Below are 16,750 nucleotides of genomic sequence, written 5' to 3'. Positions count from 1 at the left end.
TAGATTCTGCGATTTTTAGATGTCACAAATTCGCAGAATCTACATTCCGCGCTTCTTACACGCGCAGAAATCGCTTAAAAATTTATCTCTAAATGCTAGAAACGATTAGCTTATTTAGTCGTTCGCTAAATAGATTCGCGTCCTCTATGCTGCCTTTTTCAAGTAGTTTCGCGCTATCAAAAAGCAGGTGAATCAAATCTGCGCGTTTTTGCTCCGAATCTAACGCCTTTAATTTAGCGATAATCTCGTGGTGCGGGTTAATCTCAAAGTTTGGTGCTTCCTCTTTGTATTCCTGCCCCATTTGGCGCATTAGATTTTCCATCATTGGATTTGATTCCTTTGAAATGACGCACACAGGGGATTTATCAAGGCGATTTGAGAGTTTTACTTCGGCGACTTTTTCGCCCAAAATCTTTTTGGTTTCCTCCAAAAAACTTGCAAATTCTGCTTTTGTGGTTTCATCAATCTCATCGTTAGTTTCATTTGCGATATTTTTAAACTGCAATCCCTCAAATTCGCCTACACTTGGCATCACAAAGCTATCAATCTCATCGCTTAAAAGCAGAACTTCAATATCATCTTTTTTGTATTTTTCAAGCAATGGAGAACTTTTTAGTAGCTCCAAATCCGCGCCCATTAGATAATAAATGTTGTCATTTTTGGCATTTGCTTTGTAGTCCGCTAGTGCGACAAAATCGCCCTTTGTGGTGGTGAATCGGCAGAGATTTAGCAATTTTTCTTTGTTTTCAAAATCGCTATAAAGCCCCTCTTTTAGCAGTTTTCCAAACTCTTTGTGAAAAATCTTGTATTTTTCGGTGTCTTTTGATAGTTTTTCAATTTCGCCCAAAATCTTTTTCACACTCGCGCTTTTGATATTTGCCAAAATTTTGTTTTGTTGCAAAATCTCACGGCTCACATTGAGTGGTAAGTCCTCGCTATCGATGATTCCACGCACAAATCGCAAGTATTGCGGGAGCAATTCTTTATCGTTATCCGTGATAAAAACGCGCTTTACATAGAGTTTCACGCCACTTTGATAATCCACGCGAAACAAGTCAAAAGGTGCGCGTGCAGGGATAAAAAAGAGTGTCGTATATTCCAAATTGCCCTCGACTTTGGTGTGAATGTGGGCTAATGGTGCGGTGTTATCGTGGCTTAAATTTTGATAAAACTCCACATAATCCGCCTCTTTTAGCTCTGCTTTGGGGATTTTCCAAAGTGCCTTTGCTTTGTTGATTTGCTCACTTTTTTGCACGATTTTTTCTTTTTTCGCAGAATCTTGCGCAGAATCTTTATTTGAATCTTTCGCAGAATCTTCGTTAGATTCTGCGATAGTTTCGGTTGTTTCGTAGTTTAGCACGATAGGAAATGCGATGTGGTCGGAGTATTTTTTGACTAAGTTTTCGATTCGCCAGCGATTCGCAAACTCTTTGCAGTCATCTTTTAAATAAAGCTCGATTTTTGTGCCAAATGCGTCCTTTACGCATTCGCCGATTTCGTATTCGCCCTTGCCATCGCTAATCCAAGCGAATGCTTTGTCGTCTTTTGCCTTATTTGAAGCCTTTTTGGAGGTTACGATGACTTTGGAAGCCACCATAAAACTTGAATAAAATCCCACGCCAAACTGCCCGATGAGTGCCGAATCTTTCTTTTTGTCGCCACTTAATGCGTTTAAAAAGCTCTTTGTCCCGCTTTTTGCAATCGTGCCTAGATTTTCGACTAGCTCTTTTTCACTCATACCGATGCCATTGTCCTCAACGCTCAAAACGCCCTTTTTTTCATCGAAATTTATCGTAATTTGGGGCTTAAACTCAATGTTTTTAAACTTCTCATCGCTAAGCGTCAAGTAGTTTAGCTTATCAAGCGCGTCAGAGGCGTTGCTGATGAGTTCGCGTAAAAAAATCTCTTTGTTTGAATACAAAGAGTTTATCATCAAGTCCAATAACTGCGTGATTTCCGTTTGAAATGAATGTTTTTTGCTCATATTTGCTCCTTAATTTTAAAAAATACTTAGCAAATATAGCATAGTTTTGATAAAAAATCAAAAAGTTGATAGCAATCTTATAAACTTACTTGCGTTTAGCAATATAAATTTATTTAAGTCAAATCGCCTTAATTTATCCCTAACATTCTGCCCGTGCGTTAAGATTCGCCTTGTATGAATCGCCTTTGTTTAAATCTTTTAGCAGTTGAAGCTGCATATTTTTTAACTCTAACGCCAAAATTTTCAGCTTTGAAAATTCGTCTTTTTTGTTTGTGGATTTGGATTGCGCCTTCGCATTTGCCTTTGAATCTGTCCTTTGCATAGTTTCCCTTTGTGAAATAAAATTAAAAACGCAATTATATTGTTTTAATCTTAATTTTTTCTTAAAATATACTAAAAAGATTATATTATTTTCTTAAAATATAATCAAAAGGGTATAATTTTCGTTAAATTAGGAATATTTTTTGCTGATATGCTTTTCAATGGAAACGCTAGGCGCAAAAGAGTTAAAAATATTGTTAGCACGGGCAAATTTGAGCAAAAAAGAGTTCGCCGAAATGATTGGCATAAGTCAGCAAAGCGTGAATAATTGGGGTTCAAGCAAAAATGTGCCATATTGGGTGAAAAGCTACTTGCAAAACTACATAAAACTGCGCCAATACGAAGCGATTCGCGCCAAAATCGAAGAGCTTGGGATTTTAGATGGGGTGTGATTTTGCGCTAGATTTGTGCGAAGATTCTGCGAAATTTAGGGCAGATTCTGCGATTTTCGTGTGATTCGCAGAATCTGCTTTTTGTTCCCCCTCCCTTGCGGAGGGGGATTAAGGGGGTGGGTATAATTTTAAGATTCTGTAAAATTCGCAGAATCTCACACAAAAAAATCTCACAAAACCTCAAAATTTTCTCCAAAAAATCCAAAACCACCCAAAAATCATTACTAAAAGTTACAAAAATCGTTTTTTTTTTTTTTATTTTGCAAAATTTATTTTGTATTTACTAACTATTTGTCAAAATTCACTCGTTTCATCAAAATTTAATTTTCAGGAGGTTCAAAATGAAACGAAGTGGTTTTAGTATGATTGAGTTAGTATTTGTTATCGTAATACTTGGCGTTTTGGCGGCGGTGGCGGTGCCACGATTTGTCGCAACTAGGACAGATGCGCAGGTAGCAACTGCGAGAAGCGACTTGGCAAGCGCACAAAAGGCGATTGTGGCAAAAGTCTTTGCCGATAATATCGACCCTACGCAGAGCAAAGCACCAGACCCAAATAAACCAGTCGCAGGGCAAACTCCAAGCAAAGAGTGGGGTGATTGGATAATCGAAGTGGCAGGATTGGATGGCGCAAGGTGGAATAAGGGTGGTAATCCTATCTCTACAACAAATGCCGCTCTTTCAGTGGAGCAAGCAAACGGCATTGCGCCCATCGGTAATGTCCAAACAACTAGCGGTGGCAAAAAAGGCGACTGCGGAATGGTGCTAGGTATCAACACAAATGAAGGTATGCTGGTATTCTCGCCAAATAATATTGGTGGCGACCATGTGACAATCTCAAAAGCGACAAACTTCTGCTACGCGCTAAAAGTGTCCTTTGCAAGCTCTGGCGGTCCGGGAAATAAAATCATCCCACTTGCTTCTACAGGAACGGTTGAGTTTTAATTCTTTTTAATTCTACTTTCTCCCCCGCAAGGGGGAATCTAGTGTTCTCACCAAATAATATCGGTGGCGACCACGTGACAGTCTCAAAAGCGACAAACTTCTGCTACGCACTAAAAACATCCTTTGCAAGCTCTGGCGGTCCGGGAAATAAAATCATCCCACTTGCTTCTACGGGCACGGTTGAGTTTTAATTCTTTTTAATTCTACTTTCTCCCCCGCAAGGGGGAATTTAGATTCTGCGAAATTTGTCGCAGAATCTCTCTAAATATCCCACAATCTCTCTAAATCGCAGAATCTACAACGATAATTTCCACAAAATTATTATAAAATCCGCATTTTAATCAAATCGCAGAATCTGCTTTTATTTCTTCATTGCGAACGAGCGGAGCGAAGCAAATCTTGGATTTGAGCAAAGGAGAAGAATCTGTTTTTTTAAAGTTAATAATATTATTAACCTTAATAATTTCTTAAGGTTTTTGTAGGCATAATAGTTGAGTTATGAGTAAAAAGGACGGAGTAGGTGTAAAGGACAGGATATGAGTGTAAAAGAGCGAGTAAAATTTTCATTAGATTTGACAAAGAGTTTTTTATTTGCTCTTTTGACTGCTTTGTTTGGAATTATTGCGTTTGTTGTAATCAATATTGAAACAATTACTAAATTTCAGCTTGTAATCTCAATAATTGGTGCAGTTATAATTGCGATAATGTTTGTTTTTGCAATGCGCTATCTTGTAAAAAAATTAAATGAATTGGAGAGATTGTAATGGTTGGACTAATTGTGGCAATTTGTTTAATGCTTGTATTTGGTGGATTGATTTTATATGCGATAAATTCGTTAGATAACACGACTAATTCAAAAATAGACGATAAATCAAAAATTAAAGGGTTGTAATTGGATAGATTGGCTAATAAAAGCGATATTGAAGTTTTATGTAGGTAACGCCCAATTTATTGGGTTTATGCCATTTTTTTTGTAAATAATCGTTACATTTGCTAAAATGCCCGTAACCTATAAATTTTTCATATCTTTGCCACAAAGGGGACGGGTGTGAAGATTCTAATACTAAATGTTTGTTAGAATCGATTAGTATTTTTTTGCTACGCGCATATTTGCCCCAAAGCATAAATACAAGATTTTCGCGCTTTTCTGATAGGATTTCAATCGCTTTATTTGTAAGAGTTTCCCATCCAAAATCTTTGTGCGATAAAGATTTTTCTAACTACACTTAAAATTGCATTTAATAATAGCACTCCGCTACGCGCCCAAGCAGTTAAGTCGCCATTTTTTTGATATATTTATATTTAAATCGCGCTTGATTTCTTTAAAAAATAGTTCGCAATGACGAATTTTTTGCATTAGATTCTGCGATTCGCCATAAATTCGCAGAATCTTAATAGTTTTTTGGCGCAGATTCTGCGATTTTTGTATTTTTTTATTAGATTTGCGATTTTCGTGCGAATCGCAGAATCTCCCCAAACTTCCCACACACTCCCCAAATCAAACCCTATCCGTGTGCTTTCAGGCGATTCCACTCTCTTTGTGCCATTGTGAATTTGCTTTCAAATAGCGTATCCTCCGCACTTAAATGCGCCTTTAACTTTGCCAAGCAATCCTTACTCACATCTTCGAGCACTTGAATGACTAGCGCATCAAAAACGCTCGTATCATCGCTATACAGCGCGTTTTTAAACTCTGCGAAATATCTCTTAAAGTCCTCTTTGTCCTTTTTGTCATCAATCTCGCGCTGTTTTATCGCATTCAAAATCTCTACCAAATCCCCCTTTGTCATATCATCTAACTGCTTTTTGCTATACGCACTGCTTATTTTTTGCAAGCTAGCGATTAAGTCCTGCTTGTCCTTTGAGTGGTTAAAAAACTGCTTGTAATTTTGCTCCAAATCATCGGGCATAAATTCGCTCAAAATGTATTTTTTAAGGTTGCTGATATTGCGGATAGTTTGGGCGATTTTAGCGTCATTTAACTGCGCCAAAATATTTTTTAATAGCTCCACCTCATCGCGATTTTTCTCAATAAAAAGCATAAAGTCCGCCACCTCTTCATCGGGCATAAAATGCGTCTTTTTGCGGATTTCATCGATGATGATTTCTTGATATTGGCGGTATTTTATCTCCAAAATCAAAAGTGCCTTTTGCACCGCCTCCACTTCTAGTGCATTTGCAATGCACTCATAAATCGCGCCGTAGGGATATTCGACAAGTAGCTCATTAAAAAGTGCATAAAAGTCACTTGCCCCCTTGATTTTTGCCACAATCGCAGAATCTGCCACCTCAATCGTGCTTTGGACGCTCTTAAAATTATGTGAAATAAAGTTTTTGCTCCACTCAATCGTTGCCTTTTTAAACTCGCCTTCTAACTGCGAATCGCTTAATTTCTCAATGTGATTCAGCCCGTGCGCCCTTAACTGCGCTAGTAAAATCTCTCTTCTAGTCACGCACGCCCCCATTTAGCGCACTCCACACTTTTAGCATATCGATGTGCGCGCTAAAATTATGACAGCGAATAATATCTGCGCCGTTATCAAGGGCGATTTGGTGTAATGCAAGCGTGCCAAAAAGGCGATTTTGCGTCTCTTGCTCTGTAAGTGCGCCAATCGTGCGCTTCATACTCGCCCCCACAAGTAGCGCACAACCAAAATGGCGAAAATGCGCTAGATTGCGCGTTAGCGTGATATTTTCGCTGTCAGTTTTACCAAATCCAAATCCAAAATCCAAAATTATCTGCTCTTTTTTTATGCCGAATCTATAAAGCGATTCAAGCTTTTGGGCGAAAAAATCATCGACTGCGTGAATGATATTTTGCGAATCTTTGGGCGGATAAATCCAGCTGTTGTGCATAAGCACAATTTTTTTATCGCTATTTTGCGCGAGTGTCGCAAGGCGCATATCGCGCAGTCCCTCGATGTCATTTATAATGCTAAACCCGCGATTTAGCGCGAATTCTACGCATTCAAAGTTATAGCTATCAAGCGAAAAGTCCGCCCTTTGCGTGAATCCCGCGCTAAAAATGGCGTCTAGTGGCTCTTTTAGTCGCTCTAACTCGACTTTGCCATCCACTCGCTCCGCGCCCGGGCGAGATGAAACCGCGCCGATGTCGATAATCGCCACGCCTTGCGAAATCATCGCTTCGATTTTTTGTAGGATTTTATCGATGTTTTTTAGGCGAGATTCTGCGAAAAATGAGTCGTCATTGATGTTTATGATACCCATAATTTGCGCTAGATTCGGCGGATTTGCGATATTTACATTGTCATTCTGAGTGAGTGAAACGAGCGAAGAATCTCTATTTTTTTGAGATATTTCGCTTCGCTCAATATGACAAAAATGGGAGTCAATATGACAATTTGCGCTAGATTCTGCGTTTTTTATTTGAATCGCAGAATCTGTGTTATTTTCCGTCATTGCGAGATTTTGCGTAGCAAAATCGTGGCAATCCAAATTATTATTTTTTTTGGATTGCTTCGTTGCACTCGCTTCGCTTCGTGCGCCTCGCAATGACGAATCTATTTTAGATTCTGCGTTTTTGGGCGAGATTCTGCGATTCGTAGAATCTAAATGTTCTTGCAAAATTTCGCCTATTTTTTTTAGTCCAAATGGTTGAATCGCGCATTTTTTTACTAACTTTTCTAATTGATGGTGCGTGGCAATCAAAATGCCATCATAGCACCCGCCTTCGCCTAAAATCAGCTCTTTTGGCGTGATGAAATCGCCCCCCACGCTAATTGCCTCTTGCTTTAAAATTAGCGCGGTTGAAACGCCCAAATCGCTGATTTTAAAATAAAACACCCTGCCCTTTTTCGCCCCGCAGAATCGGGCAAATTTTGTCGCACCAATGCCCCCAAAGTCCAAAAATTTCATCCGCCAAATAAACATTTTCGCACTCCAAATTTAAAATTTTTGATTTTTATACACGCGAAGCAACGCGATAAAAAACGCACTCAAAGTCGGTCCAATAATCACTCCCCAAAATCCAAAACTCGCCATCCCCGCCAAAATGGCGATGAAAATTATCATTTCGTTGATTTTCACGGGCTCTTTTAGGGCGAAGTTATTCACAACGCCGATGATTAGCGGTTTTATCACATTATCAATCACAAATCCAATAAATATCATCGAGTAAAGTGCCACAAAAATCGCACTTTTCACTTCGCCCAAATAATACAAATACAGCGCAAAGGGCAGCCACACGATTGCCCCGCCGACAAGTGGCACGATTGACGCCAAACCATAAGCCACGCCAAAAAGCACTCCGCTAAATCCCAAAATACCCGCCACCACGCCAAAACTTAGTCCTTGCAAAATCATCGAAATGATACTTGTGAAAAATACGACTTTTAGCACGCCACCTGTTTCGCTCAAAATCTCAACGCTTGTTTTCTTGCTAAATGGGACAATATCGATGATGTAGTCGCGAATCACAACGCCGTAGTAGTAAAATAAATACAAAAAGATTAGGATAAATCCCAAATCTATGAAAAATTTCACACTTGCCTTGCCAAAAGTCGCACTTAAATTTACCGCGTAGCTCACGCCTTCGCTGATGTTTATGGACTTTATCGCTTCGATTGTGCGCTCTTTTAGGGCGTCTGGGAGATTTTGCAAAAGGGCGATTGCCTTTTCTTGCGTGTCTTTTATGAAGTTTGTAAGGGCGTTTAAATCGATACTTTTAATCTCGTGTAAAATCTCGCTCCCCACGACAAAAAGCGGGATTACAAAAATCGCTAAAAAAATAAATACGGCAAAAAATGATGAGAGAAAATTATATCGCACAAATCTATCGATGTATTTTTTTAGTCCAAAACTCGCAATGCAAAGCAACGCGGCGATTGTGAGATTCATCAAAAAGGGTTTATAAAGATATAAAATGCCATAAAGCGTAGCAAAAAAGATGATAAAAAAGAAGTATTTTGGCTTCATTTGCGTCCCTTAATGTGCGAATATCAATGTGCAAATATCGCAGAATCTAATGCGAAATTTTAAATATCACGCTAGTCGCTTGATAATTTCATCAACCATCAGTATATCTTGCTTGGAAAGCTTCTTTCGCTGTTTTTTGTAGCGATTTGAAAAATCGATTTTGTATTTACTCATTGATTTTAACCAAATATTCCTCAAAGTCCTTGCAGTGAGTTACTTCGCCTCTCTCTACCTCAGCAATCGCCTCCAAAAGCTCATTGCTAGGCTCGTAATTGTAGGATTTGCAAATGGGGCATTCGCTAGATTCGTTGCAAAATTCGGCTGTGAGTGTGGCATTTGTCCCCTCCGCAAGTCCCTTAAACGCGCTTAAATATTCCTCTTTGACATTTTTTATAATCAGTGTCATCCTATACCTCCACAAAGTTTCAAAAATCTCGGCATTATAGCATAATTTGCAAATCTAACTCTTACAGATTTGCACCCTAAAACAGCTCTTTAAATGCCATTTCTAGCAAATCATAGCTCTTTTTTGTGGCTACGCGTCCGCGTGCTGTGCGCTCGATATAGCCATTTGCAAGTAAATACGGCTCGATTATGTCCTCAATCGTGCGCTCATCTTCGCTTAACGCCGCAGCAATGGTATTTAGCCCCAAAGCGCGTCCATTTGCATTACATAGTAAGCGCAAAAACGCCAAATCTAACTCATCAAAGCCCCGCTCATCGACTCCAAGCTCATTTAGAGCCTCAATGGTGCGCTTTATTTCGATTGTGGATTCGTTGTTGAACTCCGCAAAGTCGCGGATTCGCTTCAAAAGTCGCAGTGCCACGCGTGGCGTCCCGCGCGAACGCTTTGCGATTTCTACCGCCGAATCCTCTGTGCAAATCTTATTTAGCTTTTTACTTGCTAGTCGCACGATTTGCGCTAGTTCAGCGACTTCATAAAACTGCATTCTAAAATTTATGCCAAATCTATCACGCAGTGGATTACTAAGCATTCCTGCGCGGGTAGTTGCGCCAATTAGCGTAAAATTCTCAATGTCGATTTTTATCGTTTGTGCCGAAGGTCCCGAGCCTATGATAATATCAAGCCTAAAATCCTCCATCGCCGAATACAATATTTCCTCAATCGCTGAGCTTAGGCGGTGAATCTCATCGATAAACAAAATATCGCCTTTGCTAAGATTCGTAAGAATCGCCGCCAAATCGCCACTTTTTTCAATCATCGGCGCGGAGGTTACCTTGATATTTGCGCCCATTTCATTAGCAATCACATACGCCAAAGTCGTTTTGCCAAGCCCCGGCGGTCCAAAAAGCAAAATATGGTCTAACGCCTCACCACGCTTTTTTGCGGCGTTTATAGAAATGTGGAGATTTTTTTTGATATTTTCCTGCCCGATATACTCGCTAAATTTTGCGGGGCGTAAGCTAGTTTCGTCCTTTTCCTCAAAGCTCACGCGCTCAATCTCTACTAATCGCTCCAAAGTTGCAAATCTCCGTCATTTTTTTAAATTTTAGGCGCGATTGTAGCGAATTTTGGATTAAAATAATGCAGATTCTGCGATTTCGCAGACAAATCAAGCATTTTTACGCCTTAACTTTATTTTAACAAAATAATATTACAATGCGTTTTTATTAAATTTGAAAGGATTGACAATGAAAAAAATAATGGCAGTTTTGGTGCTTTTTGGCATTAGTTTGAGCGTAAATGCCGCTAGTTTTGAGGACAATCTCACGAAACTCATCGAAAAGCAAACGCAAACACAGGTAAAAATCGTAAGCAAAAGCGACTTAAAATCAAGCAAAGATTTGAAATTTGTAATTATCGAATTAGACGGCAGCAAACAGCAAATCCCGCTATTTGCGACAAAAAACGGCGATATGATTATCGGACTATCAAACATATTTCTTACAAACATAAAGGGCGATGAGGACATCATCAGCAAAAAAGTCGCAGAGATTGAAGCGCACAACGAAAGCGCGCAAAGCATCGTAGTAGGCGAGCTCATCAAGCAACTCAAACCCGAGCAGTTCATCACACTCAAATCAAAGGCGAAAAACGCGCCCACGACTTTCATCATCGCAGACCCGAACTGCGGATATTGCAAAGAGGAATTCCGCAAAATCGATGAGCGACTAAAAACGCAAAATGTAAATATGGTGATGGTGGGCATTTTGGGCGAAGATTCGCTGAAAAAGGCGGCGTGGGTGGTTAGCAAAGTCAAATCCGCCGATACCGAAAGGACAAAGTTAAACGCGCTAAAAGAAGTCTTTTCAAACAACTTCAAAGCACCTAAAAACATCGACACAACCGCAGTGAAAGGCACTTCGGAGTTTTTATTCAAAAGTGGCGCAATTCGTGGCGTGCCATATATTTATGAAGTTAAATAAATAAGTTTGCAGATTCTGCGATTTTTTCTCCGTCATTGCGAGGCAGTTTGAGTGAAGCGAAAACAACGAAGCGTCTGTGCGAAGCACCGACCCACACTTGCAAATCCATAAAAAAAATAAAAGAATAGATTGCCACGATTTGGCGTTGCCAAATCTCGCAATGACGGAAACAAATCGCAGATTCTGCGATTTCGCACAAAAATTTTATAAATTTTGCAGAATCTAAACGCATTTTTGCTACAATCGCAATTTTTGATTTTATATTTCAAGGATTCACACAAATGAGACTTACAGCAAAACCTTATAAATCCCCCCCCCCCGAGTTAAAAATCCATTTAGCATAAAAACGCACAAGGCAAAAATCAGCATTTTTCTTTTGCTAAATGCGCTAAATGCGACTTTTTCGCAGAATCTAAATGCGGTTGAACTCTCCACCCTTTGCAAAGACTCATCCGCACCCTGCGTCATCTCTACGCCTTATCAAAATATCGCAAATCACGCCAAAGTCACCACAAAATACATCAACATAAAGTCCGCCACAATAGGCGATTTCATCAACTACGGCGAGATTGTTAGCACTTCGACTTATGGCATTTCAATTTTTCCCCCTTTTTTTTTAAATTTTTTTGGGGTGTCACCACCACCTACCCGCAATCAATCGTGCTTGGTAACAACGGCGAAAGTGCCAAAATAGGGCATTTTGCAAACTACGGCAAAATCACAAGTGGCATAGTCATCGAAAATGGCAGCATCGACACTATCGCAAACTACGACACTATGGGCGGGTTATACAGCAAAACAAGCGGATTTAGCGTAGTTATGGAGAACTACGGCACGATAAATATTTATGATTACAACGACAAAAAGGCGCATTTTGCGGGCAGTAGCGCGGGTTATATGACGCTTATAATAAAAAAATATGCGATGAAAATAGATGAAGGGGCGAACACATTTAATGCTTTTAGTGGCGAGGCGAAGGATAACTCGCATATCGTGCTAAAAGACGCCACTGCAACATTCGCCGATGGCGGGAAGTTGATTTTGGATTTTGGCGAAAATTTTGAGTTAGGAAGTGCGTATAGTTTGGATAAACTTGTGGTAAATAGCGATGGCAAAAATGCGCTTCCTGTGGATATTTCTCGCTTAATCTCAAAAAATGACATTTTTGAAATCTCGCAAAGTGGCAATAAATTTTTCGTCTCTCCAAAACCGCAAAATAGCGCAGTTGCACGACTTTACAGCGCAAATATCCGCACGATGAATAATTTTTCGATGATGACTAATGCGATAATTTTCCCACGAAAATCCGCAGAATCTAATACAAAATCGCAAGTAGATTCTGCGAATCAAAAACTCTCCCCCTCCCTTGCAAGTGGGGATTTACTCGAATCCTCCCCCTCCCTTGCGGAGGGGGATTTAGGGGGTGGGTTAAATCTCGCAGATTCTGCCCCCAAAATCGCAGAATCTACCGCAGAATCTAACACCAAAAACTACCACTTCATTTTCACCCCATTCGTAAATCACAACTCTTTCGCACAGGCAGGAAACTACGCACTAAGCGGATTTGATTATGGTTTCATCACCGCTTTTAGCGTGACACTCGCAGAATCGCACACACTTGGCGCACACTTCGCCCTAACCTACGGCACATTACGCGACAAGCACGATAAAGATTTGCAAATCAAAAACCTAAATTTATTCGGCGGACTGCACTACAAAATCGACTTGCCTTTTGCGCTATTTTTAAAGGCACGCGGGGACTTCTACCACTTCTCAAACGACTTAAAAACGCAATTTTTGGATAGCGTAAAACCGCAAAATTTGGGATTTGGATTTAGCACAAGTTTTGGCAAAACCTTTGATTTTCTCACAGGCGGGGCGTTATCAATCGAAGCAGGATTTGACTACAAGGCACTCAAATCGCAGGAAATCAAAGCAGATTCTGCGATTTATCAAAACGCCCTTTTTAACCTAATCTACGGCGATTTGGGCGTTTTTTACGCGAATTATTTCAGCGGATTTGGGATAAACTTTGGCGCGGGAGCGAAGTTCAATCTCGCCCCAAAACTCGCCAAAAGCAAAGTGTTAGTGCGGAGCAAAAACTTCGATTTTGCCATTGATGGCGACAAAATTTTAGGTTACGCAAACGCGGGAATTTCGTATCTTTTGGAAGCGCGAAACTTCGATATGGAGTTTGGATTGCAGTATTTTGGTGGATTTGGCGACAAGGGAATCTCAAACGGCGGCGGATTTGAATGGCGCGTGCTTTGGTAGGGTGTCGTCTCGTGCGCGTATTCGCGGGAGTTTGAAAAATCCTCGCTCGATGGACGAATTAGTCCTATCTTCGCTCGAATTTTTCGGCACAACCCACGAATCCATCGCACGATACTTCCGCACAGGACGCTTTTTTTTGGTTAATTTTGCTGACGCAAAATCGCCATTACTTCGATTGTTTTAAAAGACAAAAATCGCAGAATCTTGCACGAAATTTGCAGAATCTAGTGTGTTTTTTATTATTAGCGCGAAGCAATGAATCTAAAAAAAATTTGTCATTGCGAGAAAATACGTAGCATTTTCGTGGCAATCCACAACAAAATCAATCGTGCGACAGCACCAAAACTCGCCCGCTTCGTGGTGCAAAAAATCGGGAGCAAACGAGCAGTAGTGCGAGTGCCGATTTTTTGCTAGAAGCGGATTAAGCGAGGCTCTCCCCCTAAAAGCGCAAAGCGTGAGCTTTTGGGGACACAATTTAATAGTCGGGGGGAGCGGGAGCGGGGTGCAGCCCTTTTGCGAGAAGAATCTAGCGAATCAAAATCAAAAAATAGCGCAGATTCTGCGATTCACACAAAAAACGCAAAATCTATGCGAGAATCGCAGAATCTAAAAAGAGATTCTTCGCTCACTTCGTTCGCTCAAAATGACAATTTGATTTGGATTGCCACACTCGCTTCGCTCGTTCGCAATGACGACTTTTTTGGATTGCCACGATTTGACTTCGTCAAATCTCGCAATGACGAAATTCGCAATATCTCACAGCCCTTGCATCATTATCGCTATTAGCGATTCGACTTCGCCTTCACTTAAAAACGCGCTTTTGTTATTTGTCAAAAAATCAAAAAATCGCCCCTTTTCTATCTCAAAATCGCTATTTATGCAATGTGAATGTGCGCTTAAAAATCCCCGTGCCACGCGAATCTTTTCACCCAAAACTTCATCGCAAATAAAGCAACTATCATTAAGCCCTTTGCGCCCCTCATTTTCCAAAATAAGCGCGTATAAATCAAGCAATGCGCGGTTTGGGCTTTGACGCGCCATAATCACAAGTGCGCGATTTAGCAGCTCAAAATAAAAATTTGAAATTTCCTCCGTGCCGTTTAAATGCCTATCCAAAAGGCGCATAAAGCCCTGAAAATAGCGCATTTTGTGATAGTCGCCCTCCCATTCAAAGCCAAGCTGAGTGATTGCGCGGAGGCGTGGCATAAAAATCCCGCTGTAATCGACTTCAAAGTCGATTTTGCGCCCGATTTGAATTATGCTATGCCGAATCCCATAAAATCGATAAAGCGTTAAAAAGTGGCTGTGCGTGATGACATTGACAATAATATCTTCGTTTTTTAGTTTGCGAATCCCGCTGATAAATCCCTGCATTTTGCCCCGAATCTTAAAGATTTTTGATTATAATTGCAAAATTTTAGCTAGATTCACATAAAAAGGTAGGCAAAATGAGAAATTTTATAGAGGCTACGCTAAATGCGGGGCTACAAATCGCGCTAAATCTAAATAGTGGCAAAGCGGAGTTGTTTGCTAAACATTCGCGCGGTGCGGGTGGCGATATAAGCATTGGTGCGGATTTGCTAAGTGAGGGGATTTTGGTTGAGAGTTTGAGTGCGTTTGGCAACATTGACAGCGAGGAAGCGGGATTTATCGACAATGGCAAGGATTGCACGATTATAATCGACCCGCTTGATGGAAGCGATAATTTTCTCTCACAAATCCCATATTACGGCGCAAGTGTGGCAATGCGCGATGAAAATGGCGTAAGCGTGATAGGAATCATTATGAATTTTTGCAATTTAAGCGCGGTGGTGCATTTTAGTGGGCAAAATTTTTATGGAAATTTGGCGCAGGAATTTGAATCATTTAGCAAAATAGCCCCAAACAATCCCGCAAAATGTGGCATTTTTGAGGGTGCGTATAGAAATCCGCACATTTGCAAAATCTTAAATGAAAATAATATCAAATTTCGCGCTACGGGCGCACTTGCGCTATCTTTGGGATTAAGCGAAAAAGTAAATTTTGTGCTTTTTGATGGCAAAAAACGGCATTATGACTATGAAGCGGGATTTTTAATCGCTAAAAATCTGCATAAAATTGAAAAGCAAAATTTGGTGCTTATAAGCAAAGATAAACAAATCTTTGATACAATCGCAAAGATTTTTTTCTAAAATTGTGATTTTAGGAGGACAAAATGGCATTTTTCAAGCGTGGCAATAGTGGCAAAGCCACAAAAGATGGCGAAATCAAAGACGCCCCAAAAGACACTCAAACGCAATGGATAAAGTGCAATCTCTGCGGTGCGCTAATGTATTACAAAGAAGTTTTGGCGCAAAATTCTGTATGTCCAAAATGCAATTATCATTTTCGCATTTCTGCAAATGAGCGAATCAAACTGCTTTTTGATGAGGGTAGCGCGAAAGAATGCGATAGAAATCTCTCCCCCATTGACCCGCTAAATTTCGTAGATAAAAAGAGCTACAAACAGCGCGTGGAGGATTATAGCAAAAAAAGTGGTGGGCGCAAAAGCTCAGCTATCGCATTAGAAGCAAAAATCAACAAAACTCCGATTCAAGCCGTAATCTTTGACTTTGAATTTATGGGCGGGAGTTTGGCAAGTGTGGAGGGCGAAAAAATCACCCGCGCCATAAATCGCGCTATCGAAAAAAATCAAGCCCTAATTATATGCAGCGCAAGTGGTGGGGCGCGAATGCAAGAGAGCACATTTTCGCTAATGCAGATGGCAAAGACAAGCGCGGCTTTGCAAAGACTAGCCGAACACAAACTGCCCTATATCTCCGTGCTAACCGACCCGACAATGGGCGGCGTTAGTGCTAGTTTTGCCTTTTTGGGCGATATAATCATCGCTGAGCCCGGTGCTACGATAGGATTCGCAGGGGCGCGAGTGATAAAGCAAACCATTGGCGAGGATTTGCCAAAAGGCTTTCAAACGGCGGAATTTCTGCTTCAACACGGGCTAATTGATATGGTGGTGCATAGGGGCGAGTTGAAAAAAACCATTAGCGATTTATTAGGAATGCTATTTTATGAAAATAAAAATCTACACGATAAGCAAAAAAGCTCATAACTGCGGGGATTACGAGAAAATGTTAAAATCTTTTGGCGTGGATTTGGAAGTGGTAAATATAATGAATACAAAAATCTTAGGCGCACAAAAGATTTCGCCTGATTCAGCGCGCGAATCTTATAGCGCGGAATTGATGCGATTTGTAGCGACAGATTCGGCGAATTTTGCGTTAGATTGCAAAGGCAAAGAATTAGATTCGATAGGATTTAGCGAAGTTTTGCAAAACTGCGGGACAAACAAAATGAATTTTTTTGTGGGCGGTGCTTATGGATTTGCAAAAGATTTTTTAAGCAAAACGCAGAATCTATCGCTAAGCAAACTAACTTTTAGCCACAAAATCGTGCCCTTAATTTTATGTGAGCAGATTTATCGCGCATTTTGCATTGCCAATCGCCACCCCTATCACAAATAAAATGGAGCAAAT

24 protein-coding genes are annotated in these 16,750 nt (G+C 40.4%); 13 read left to right on the top strand and 11 right to left on the bottom strand.

Annotated elements, in window-relative coordinates:
* Positions 1 to 88: 88 nt before the first annotated feature.
* Together htpG and ACWIUE_RS07485 are read right to left on the bottom strand one after the other, a co-directional pair.
* Positions 89 to 1,984 carry a molecular chaperone HtpG gene (gene htpG, locus ACWIUE_RS07490; protein WP_454136100.1) on the bottom strand — a complete coding sequence of 632 codons (1,896 nt, stop codon included), beginning with the start codon at positions 1,982 to 1,984 and terminating at the stop codon, positions 89 to 91.
* 139 nt (positions 1,985 to 2,123) lie between these two features.
* Positions 2,124 to 2,306 (bottom strand): hypothetical protein, encoded by a 183-nt coding sequence (locus ACWIUE_RS07485; RefSeq protein WP_454136099.1) that lies wholly within the window; start codon positions 2,304 to 2,306, stop codon positions 2,124 to 2,126.
* Positions 2,307 to 2,466: 160 nt separating this feature from the next.
* Between ACWIUE_RS07485 and ACWIUE_RS07480 the strand changes: the two genes are divergently transcribed.
* Positions 2,467 to 2,697, top strand: coding sequence for a helix-turn-helix domain-containing protein (locus tag ACWIUE_RS07480; protein WP_454136098.1), 231 nt, complete (start codon positions 2,467 to 2,469; stop codon positions 2,695 to 2,697).
* A gap of 7 nt (positions 2,698 to 2,704) precedes the next feature.
* On the opposite strand, the gene ACWIUE_RS07475 is transcribed toward ACWIUE_RS07480, so the two are convergent.
* Positions 2,705 to 2,902, bottom strand: coding sequence for a hypothetical protein (locus ACWIUE_RS07475; RefSeq protein WP_454136097.1), 198 nt, complete (start codon positions 2,900 to 2,902; stop codon positions 2,705 to 2,707).
* Positions 2,903 to 3,038: 136 nt separating this feature from the next.
* Here ACWIUE_RS07475 and ACWIUE_RS07470 point away from each other — a divergent pair, with 136 nt between their 5' ends.
* The 3 genes from ACWIUE_RS07470 to ACWIUE_RS07460 all read left to right on the top strand — a co-directional run bounded on the left by ACWIUE_RS07470 (position 3,039) and on the right by ACWIUE_RS07460 (position 4,405).
* Positions 3,039 to 3,641, top strand: coding sequence for a type II secretion system protein (locus ACWIUE_RS07470; protein WP_454136096.1), 603 nt, complete (start codon positions 3,039 to 3,041; stop codon positions 3,639 to 3,641).
* 41 nt (positions 3,642 to 3,682) lie between these two features.
* Positions 3,683 to 3,832, top strand: coding sequence for a hypothetical protein (locus tag ACWIUE_RS07465; RefSeq protein ID WP_454136095.1), 150 nt, complete (start codon positions 3,683 to 3,685; stop codon positions 3,830 to 3,832).
* Positions 3,833 to 4,177: 345 nt separating this feature from the next.
* Positions 4,178 to 4,405: a hypothetical protein gene (locus tag ACWIUE_RS07460; protein ID WP_454136094.1), complete on the top strand. Its 228-nt coding sequence runs from the start codon at positions 4,178 to 4,180 to the stop codon at positions 4,403 to 4,405.
* 491 nt (positions 4,406 to 4,896) lie between these two features.
* Here the strand turns inward: ACWIUE_RS07460 and ACWIUE_RS07455 are convergent, their stop codons facing one another.
* From ACWIUE_RS07455 to ruvB, 6 genes are all read right to left on the bottom strand, one after another.
* Complete coding sequence (locus ACWIUE_RS07455; RefSeq protein WP_454136093.1) at positions 4,897 to 5,127, bottom strand: hypothetical protein; 231 nt, start codon at positions 5,125 to 5,127, stop codon at positions 4,897 to 4,899.
* 19 nt (positions 5,128 to 5,146) lie between these two features.
* Entirely contained in the window at positions 5,147 to 6,094 is a 948-nt protein-coding gene (locus tag ACWIUE_RS07450) for a hypothetical protein (protein WP_454136092.1), read from the bottom strand.
* Positions 6,087 to 7,532 (bottom strand): dihydropteroate synthase, encoded by a 1,446-nt coding sequence (gene folP, locus ACWIUE_RS07445; RefSeq protein ID WP_454136091.1) that lies wholly within the window; start codon positions 7,530 to 7,532, stop codon positions 6,087 to 6,089. The genes ACWIUE_RS07450 and folP overlap by 8 nt, the downstream gene beginning before the upstream one ends.
* A 15-nt stretch (positions 7,533 to 7,547) precedes the next feature.
* A complete protein-coding gene (locus tag ACWIUE_RS07440; RefSeq protein WP_454136090.1) occupies positions 7,548 to 8,576 on the bottom strand; it encodes an AI-2E family transporter in 1,029 nt (342 codons plus the stop codon).
* Between the two features lie 166 nt (positions 8,577 to 8,742).
* The gene (locus tag ACWIUE_RS07435) at positions 8,743 to 8,982 is read right to left on the bottom strand and encodes a hypothetical protein (protein WP_454136089.1); all 240 of its coding nucleotides are present in this window, start codon (positions 8,980 to 8,982) and stop codon (positions 8,743 to 8,745) included.
* Between the two features lie 76 nt (positions 8,983 to 9,058).
* Positions 9,059 to 10,057, bottom strand: a complete 999-nt coding sequence (gene ruvB / locus ACWIUE_RS07430; RefSeq protein WP_454136088.1) for a Holliday junction branch migration DNA helicase RuvB — start codon at positions 10,055 to 10,057, stop codon at positions 9,059 to 9,061.
* Positions 10,058 to 10,229: 172 nt separating this feature from the next.
* Here ruvB and ACWIUE_RS07425 point away from each other — a divergent pair, with 172 nt between their 5' ends.
* Complete coding sequence (locus ACWIUE_RS07425) at positions 10,230 to 10,964, top strand: hypothetical protein (protein ID WP_454136087.1); 735 nt, start codon at positions 10,230 to 10,232, stop codon at positions 10,962 to 10,964.
* On the opposite strand, the gene ACWIUE_RS07420 is transcribed toward ACWIUE_RS07425, so the two are convergent.
* Complete coding sequence (locus tag ACWIUE_RS07420; RefSeq protein WP_454136086.1) at positions 10,957 to 11,196, bottom strand: hypothetical protein; 240 nt, start codon at positions 11,194 to 11,196, stop codon at positions 10,957 to 10,959. The two genes, ACWIUE_RS07425 and ACWIUE_RS07420, sit on opposite strands and share 8 nt — an antisense overlap.
* A 144-nt stretch (positions 11,197 to 11,340) precedes the next feature.
* On the opposite strand from ACWIUE_RS07420, the gene ACWIUE_RS07415 reads away from it, so the two are divergent.
* From ACWIUE_RS07415 to ACWIUE_RS07395, 5 genes are all read left to right on the top strand, one after another.
* The gene (locus ACWIUE_RS07415) at positions 11,341 to 11,658 is read left to right on the top strand and encodes a hypothetical protein (RefSeq protein ID WP_454136085.1); all 318 of its coding nucleotides are present in this window, start codon (positions 11,341 to 11,343) and stop codon (positions 11,656 to 11,658) included.
* Positions 11,625 to 13,238 carry an autotransporter outer membrane beta-barrel domain-containing protein gene (locus ACWIUE_RS07410; RefSeq protein WP_454136084.1) on the top strand — a complete coding sequence of 538 codons (1,614 nt, stop codon included), beginning with the start codon at positions 11,625 to 11,627 and terminating at the stop codon, positions 13,236 to 13,238. Before ACWIUE_RS07415 ends, ACWIUE_RS07410 begins: the two co-directional genes overlap by 34 nt.
* On the top strand, positions 13,159 to 13,422 hold the full coding sequence (locus ACWIUE_RS07405; RefSeq protein ID WP_454136083.1) for a hypothetical protein: 264 nt from the start codon (positions 13,159 to 13,161) through the stop codon (positions 13,420 to 13,422). The genes ACWIUE_RS07410 and ACWIUE_RS07405 overlap by 80 nt, the downstream gene beginning before the upstream one ends.
* A 71-nt stretch (positions 13,423 to 13,493) precedes the next feature.
* The gene (locus ACWIUE_RS07400; protein WP_454136082.1) at positions 13,494 to 13,652 is read left to right on the top strand and encodes a hypothetical protein; all 159 of its coding nucleotides are present in this window, start codon (positions 13,494 to 13,496) and stop codon (positions 13,650 to 13,652) included.
* 48 nt (positions 13,653 to 13,700) lie between these two features.
* Positions 13,701 to 14,024: a hypothetical protein gene (locus ACWIUE_RS07395; RefSeq protein ID WP_454136081.1), complete on the top strand. Its 324-nt coding sequence runs from the start codon at positions 13,701 to 13,703 to the stop codon at positions 14,022 to 14,024.
* Here ACWIUE_RS07395 and recO read toward each other — a convergent pair.
* Positions 13,995 to 14,612 (bottom strand): recombination protein RecO, encoded by a 618-nt coding sequence (recO, locus tag ACWIUE_RS07390; protein ID WP_454136080.1) that lies wholly within the window; start codon positions 14,610 to 14,612, stop codon positions 13,995 to 13,997. The genes ACWIUE_RS07395 and recO overlap by 30 nt on opposite strands.
* 74 nt (positions 14,613 to 14,686) lie before the next feature.
* Between recO and ACWIUE_RS07385 the strand changes: the two genes are divergently transcribed.
* From ACWIUE_RS07385 to ACWIUE_RS07375, 3 genes are read left to right on the top strand one after another with little or no spacing between them, the layout of a single operon-like run.
* Entirely contained in the window at positions 14,687 to 15,409 is a 723-nt protein-coding gene (locus tag ACWIUE_RS07385) for an inositol monophosphatase family protein (RefSeq protein WP_454136079.1), read from the top strand.
* A gap of 23 nt (positions 15,410 to 15,432) precedes the next feature.
* The gene (gene accD, locus ACWIUE_RS07380; protein WP_454136078.1) at positions 15,433 to 16,326 is read left to right on the top strand and encodes an acetyl-CoA carboxylase, carboxyltransferase subunit beta; all 894 of its coding nucleotides are present in this window, start codon (positions 15,433 to 15,435) and stop codon (positions 16,324 to 16,326) included.
* Positions 16,286 to 16,738 carry a 23S rRNA (pseudouridine(1915)-N(3))-methyltransferase RlmH gene (locus ACWIUE_RS07375; protein WP_454136077.1) on the top strand — a complete coding sequence of 151 codons (453 nt, stop codon included), beginning with the start codon at positions 16,286 to 16,288 and terminating at the stop codon, positions 16,736 to 16,738. Before accD ends, ACWIUE_RS07375 begins: the two co-directional genes overlap by 41 nt.
* Positions 16,739 to 16,750 lie beyond the last annotated feature (12 nt).

The organism is Helicobacter sp. 23-1045, from assembly GCF_053654655.1.
The sequence above is the reverse complement of the archived record's forward strand: the minus strand, read 5'-3'. Positions and strand labels throughout refer to the sequence as shown.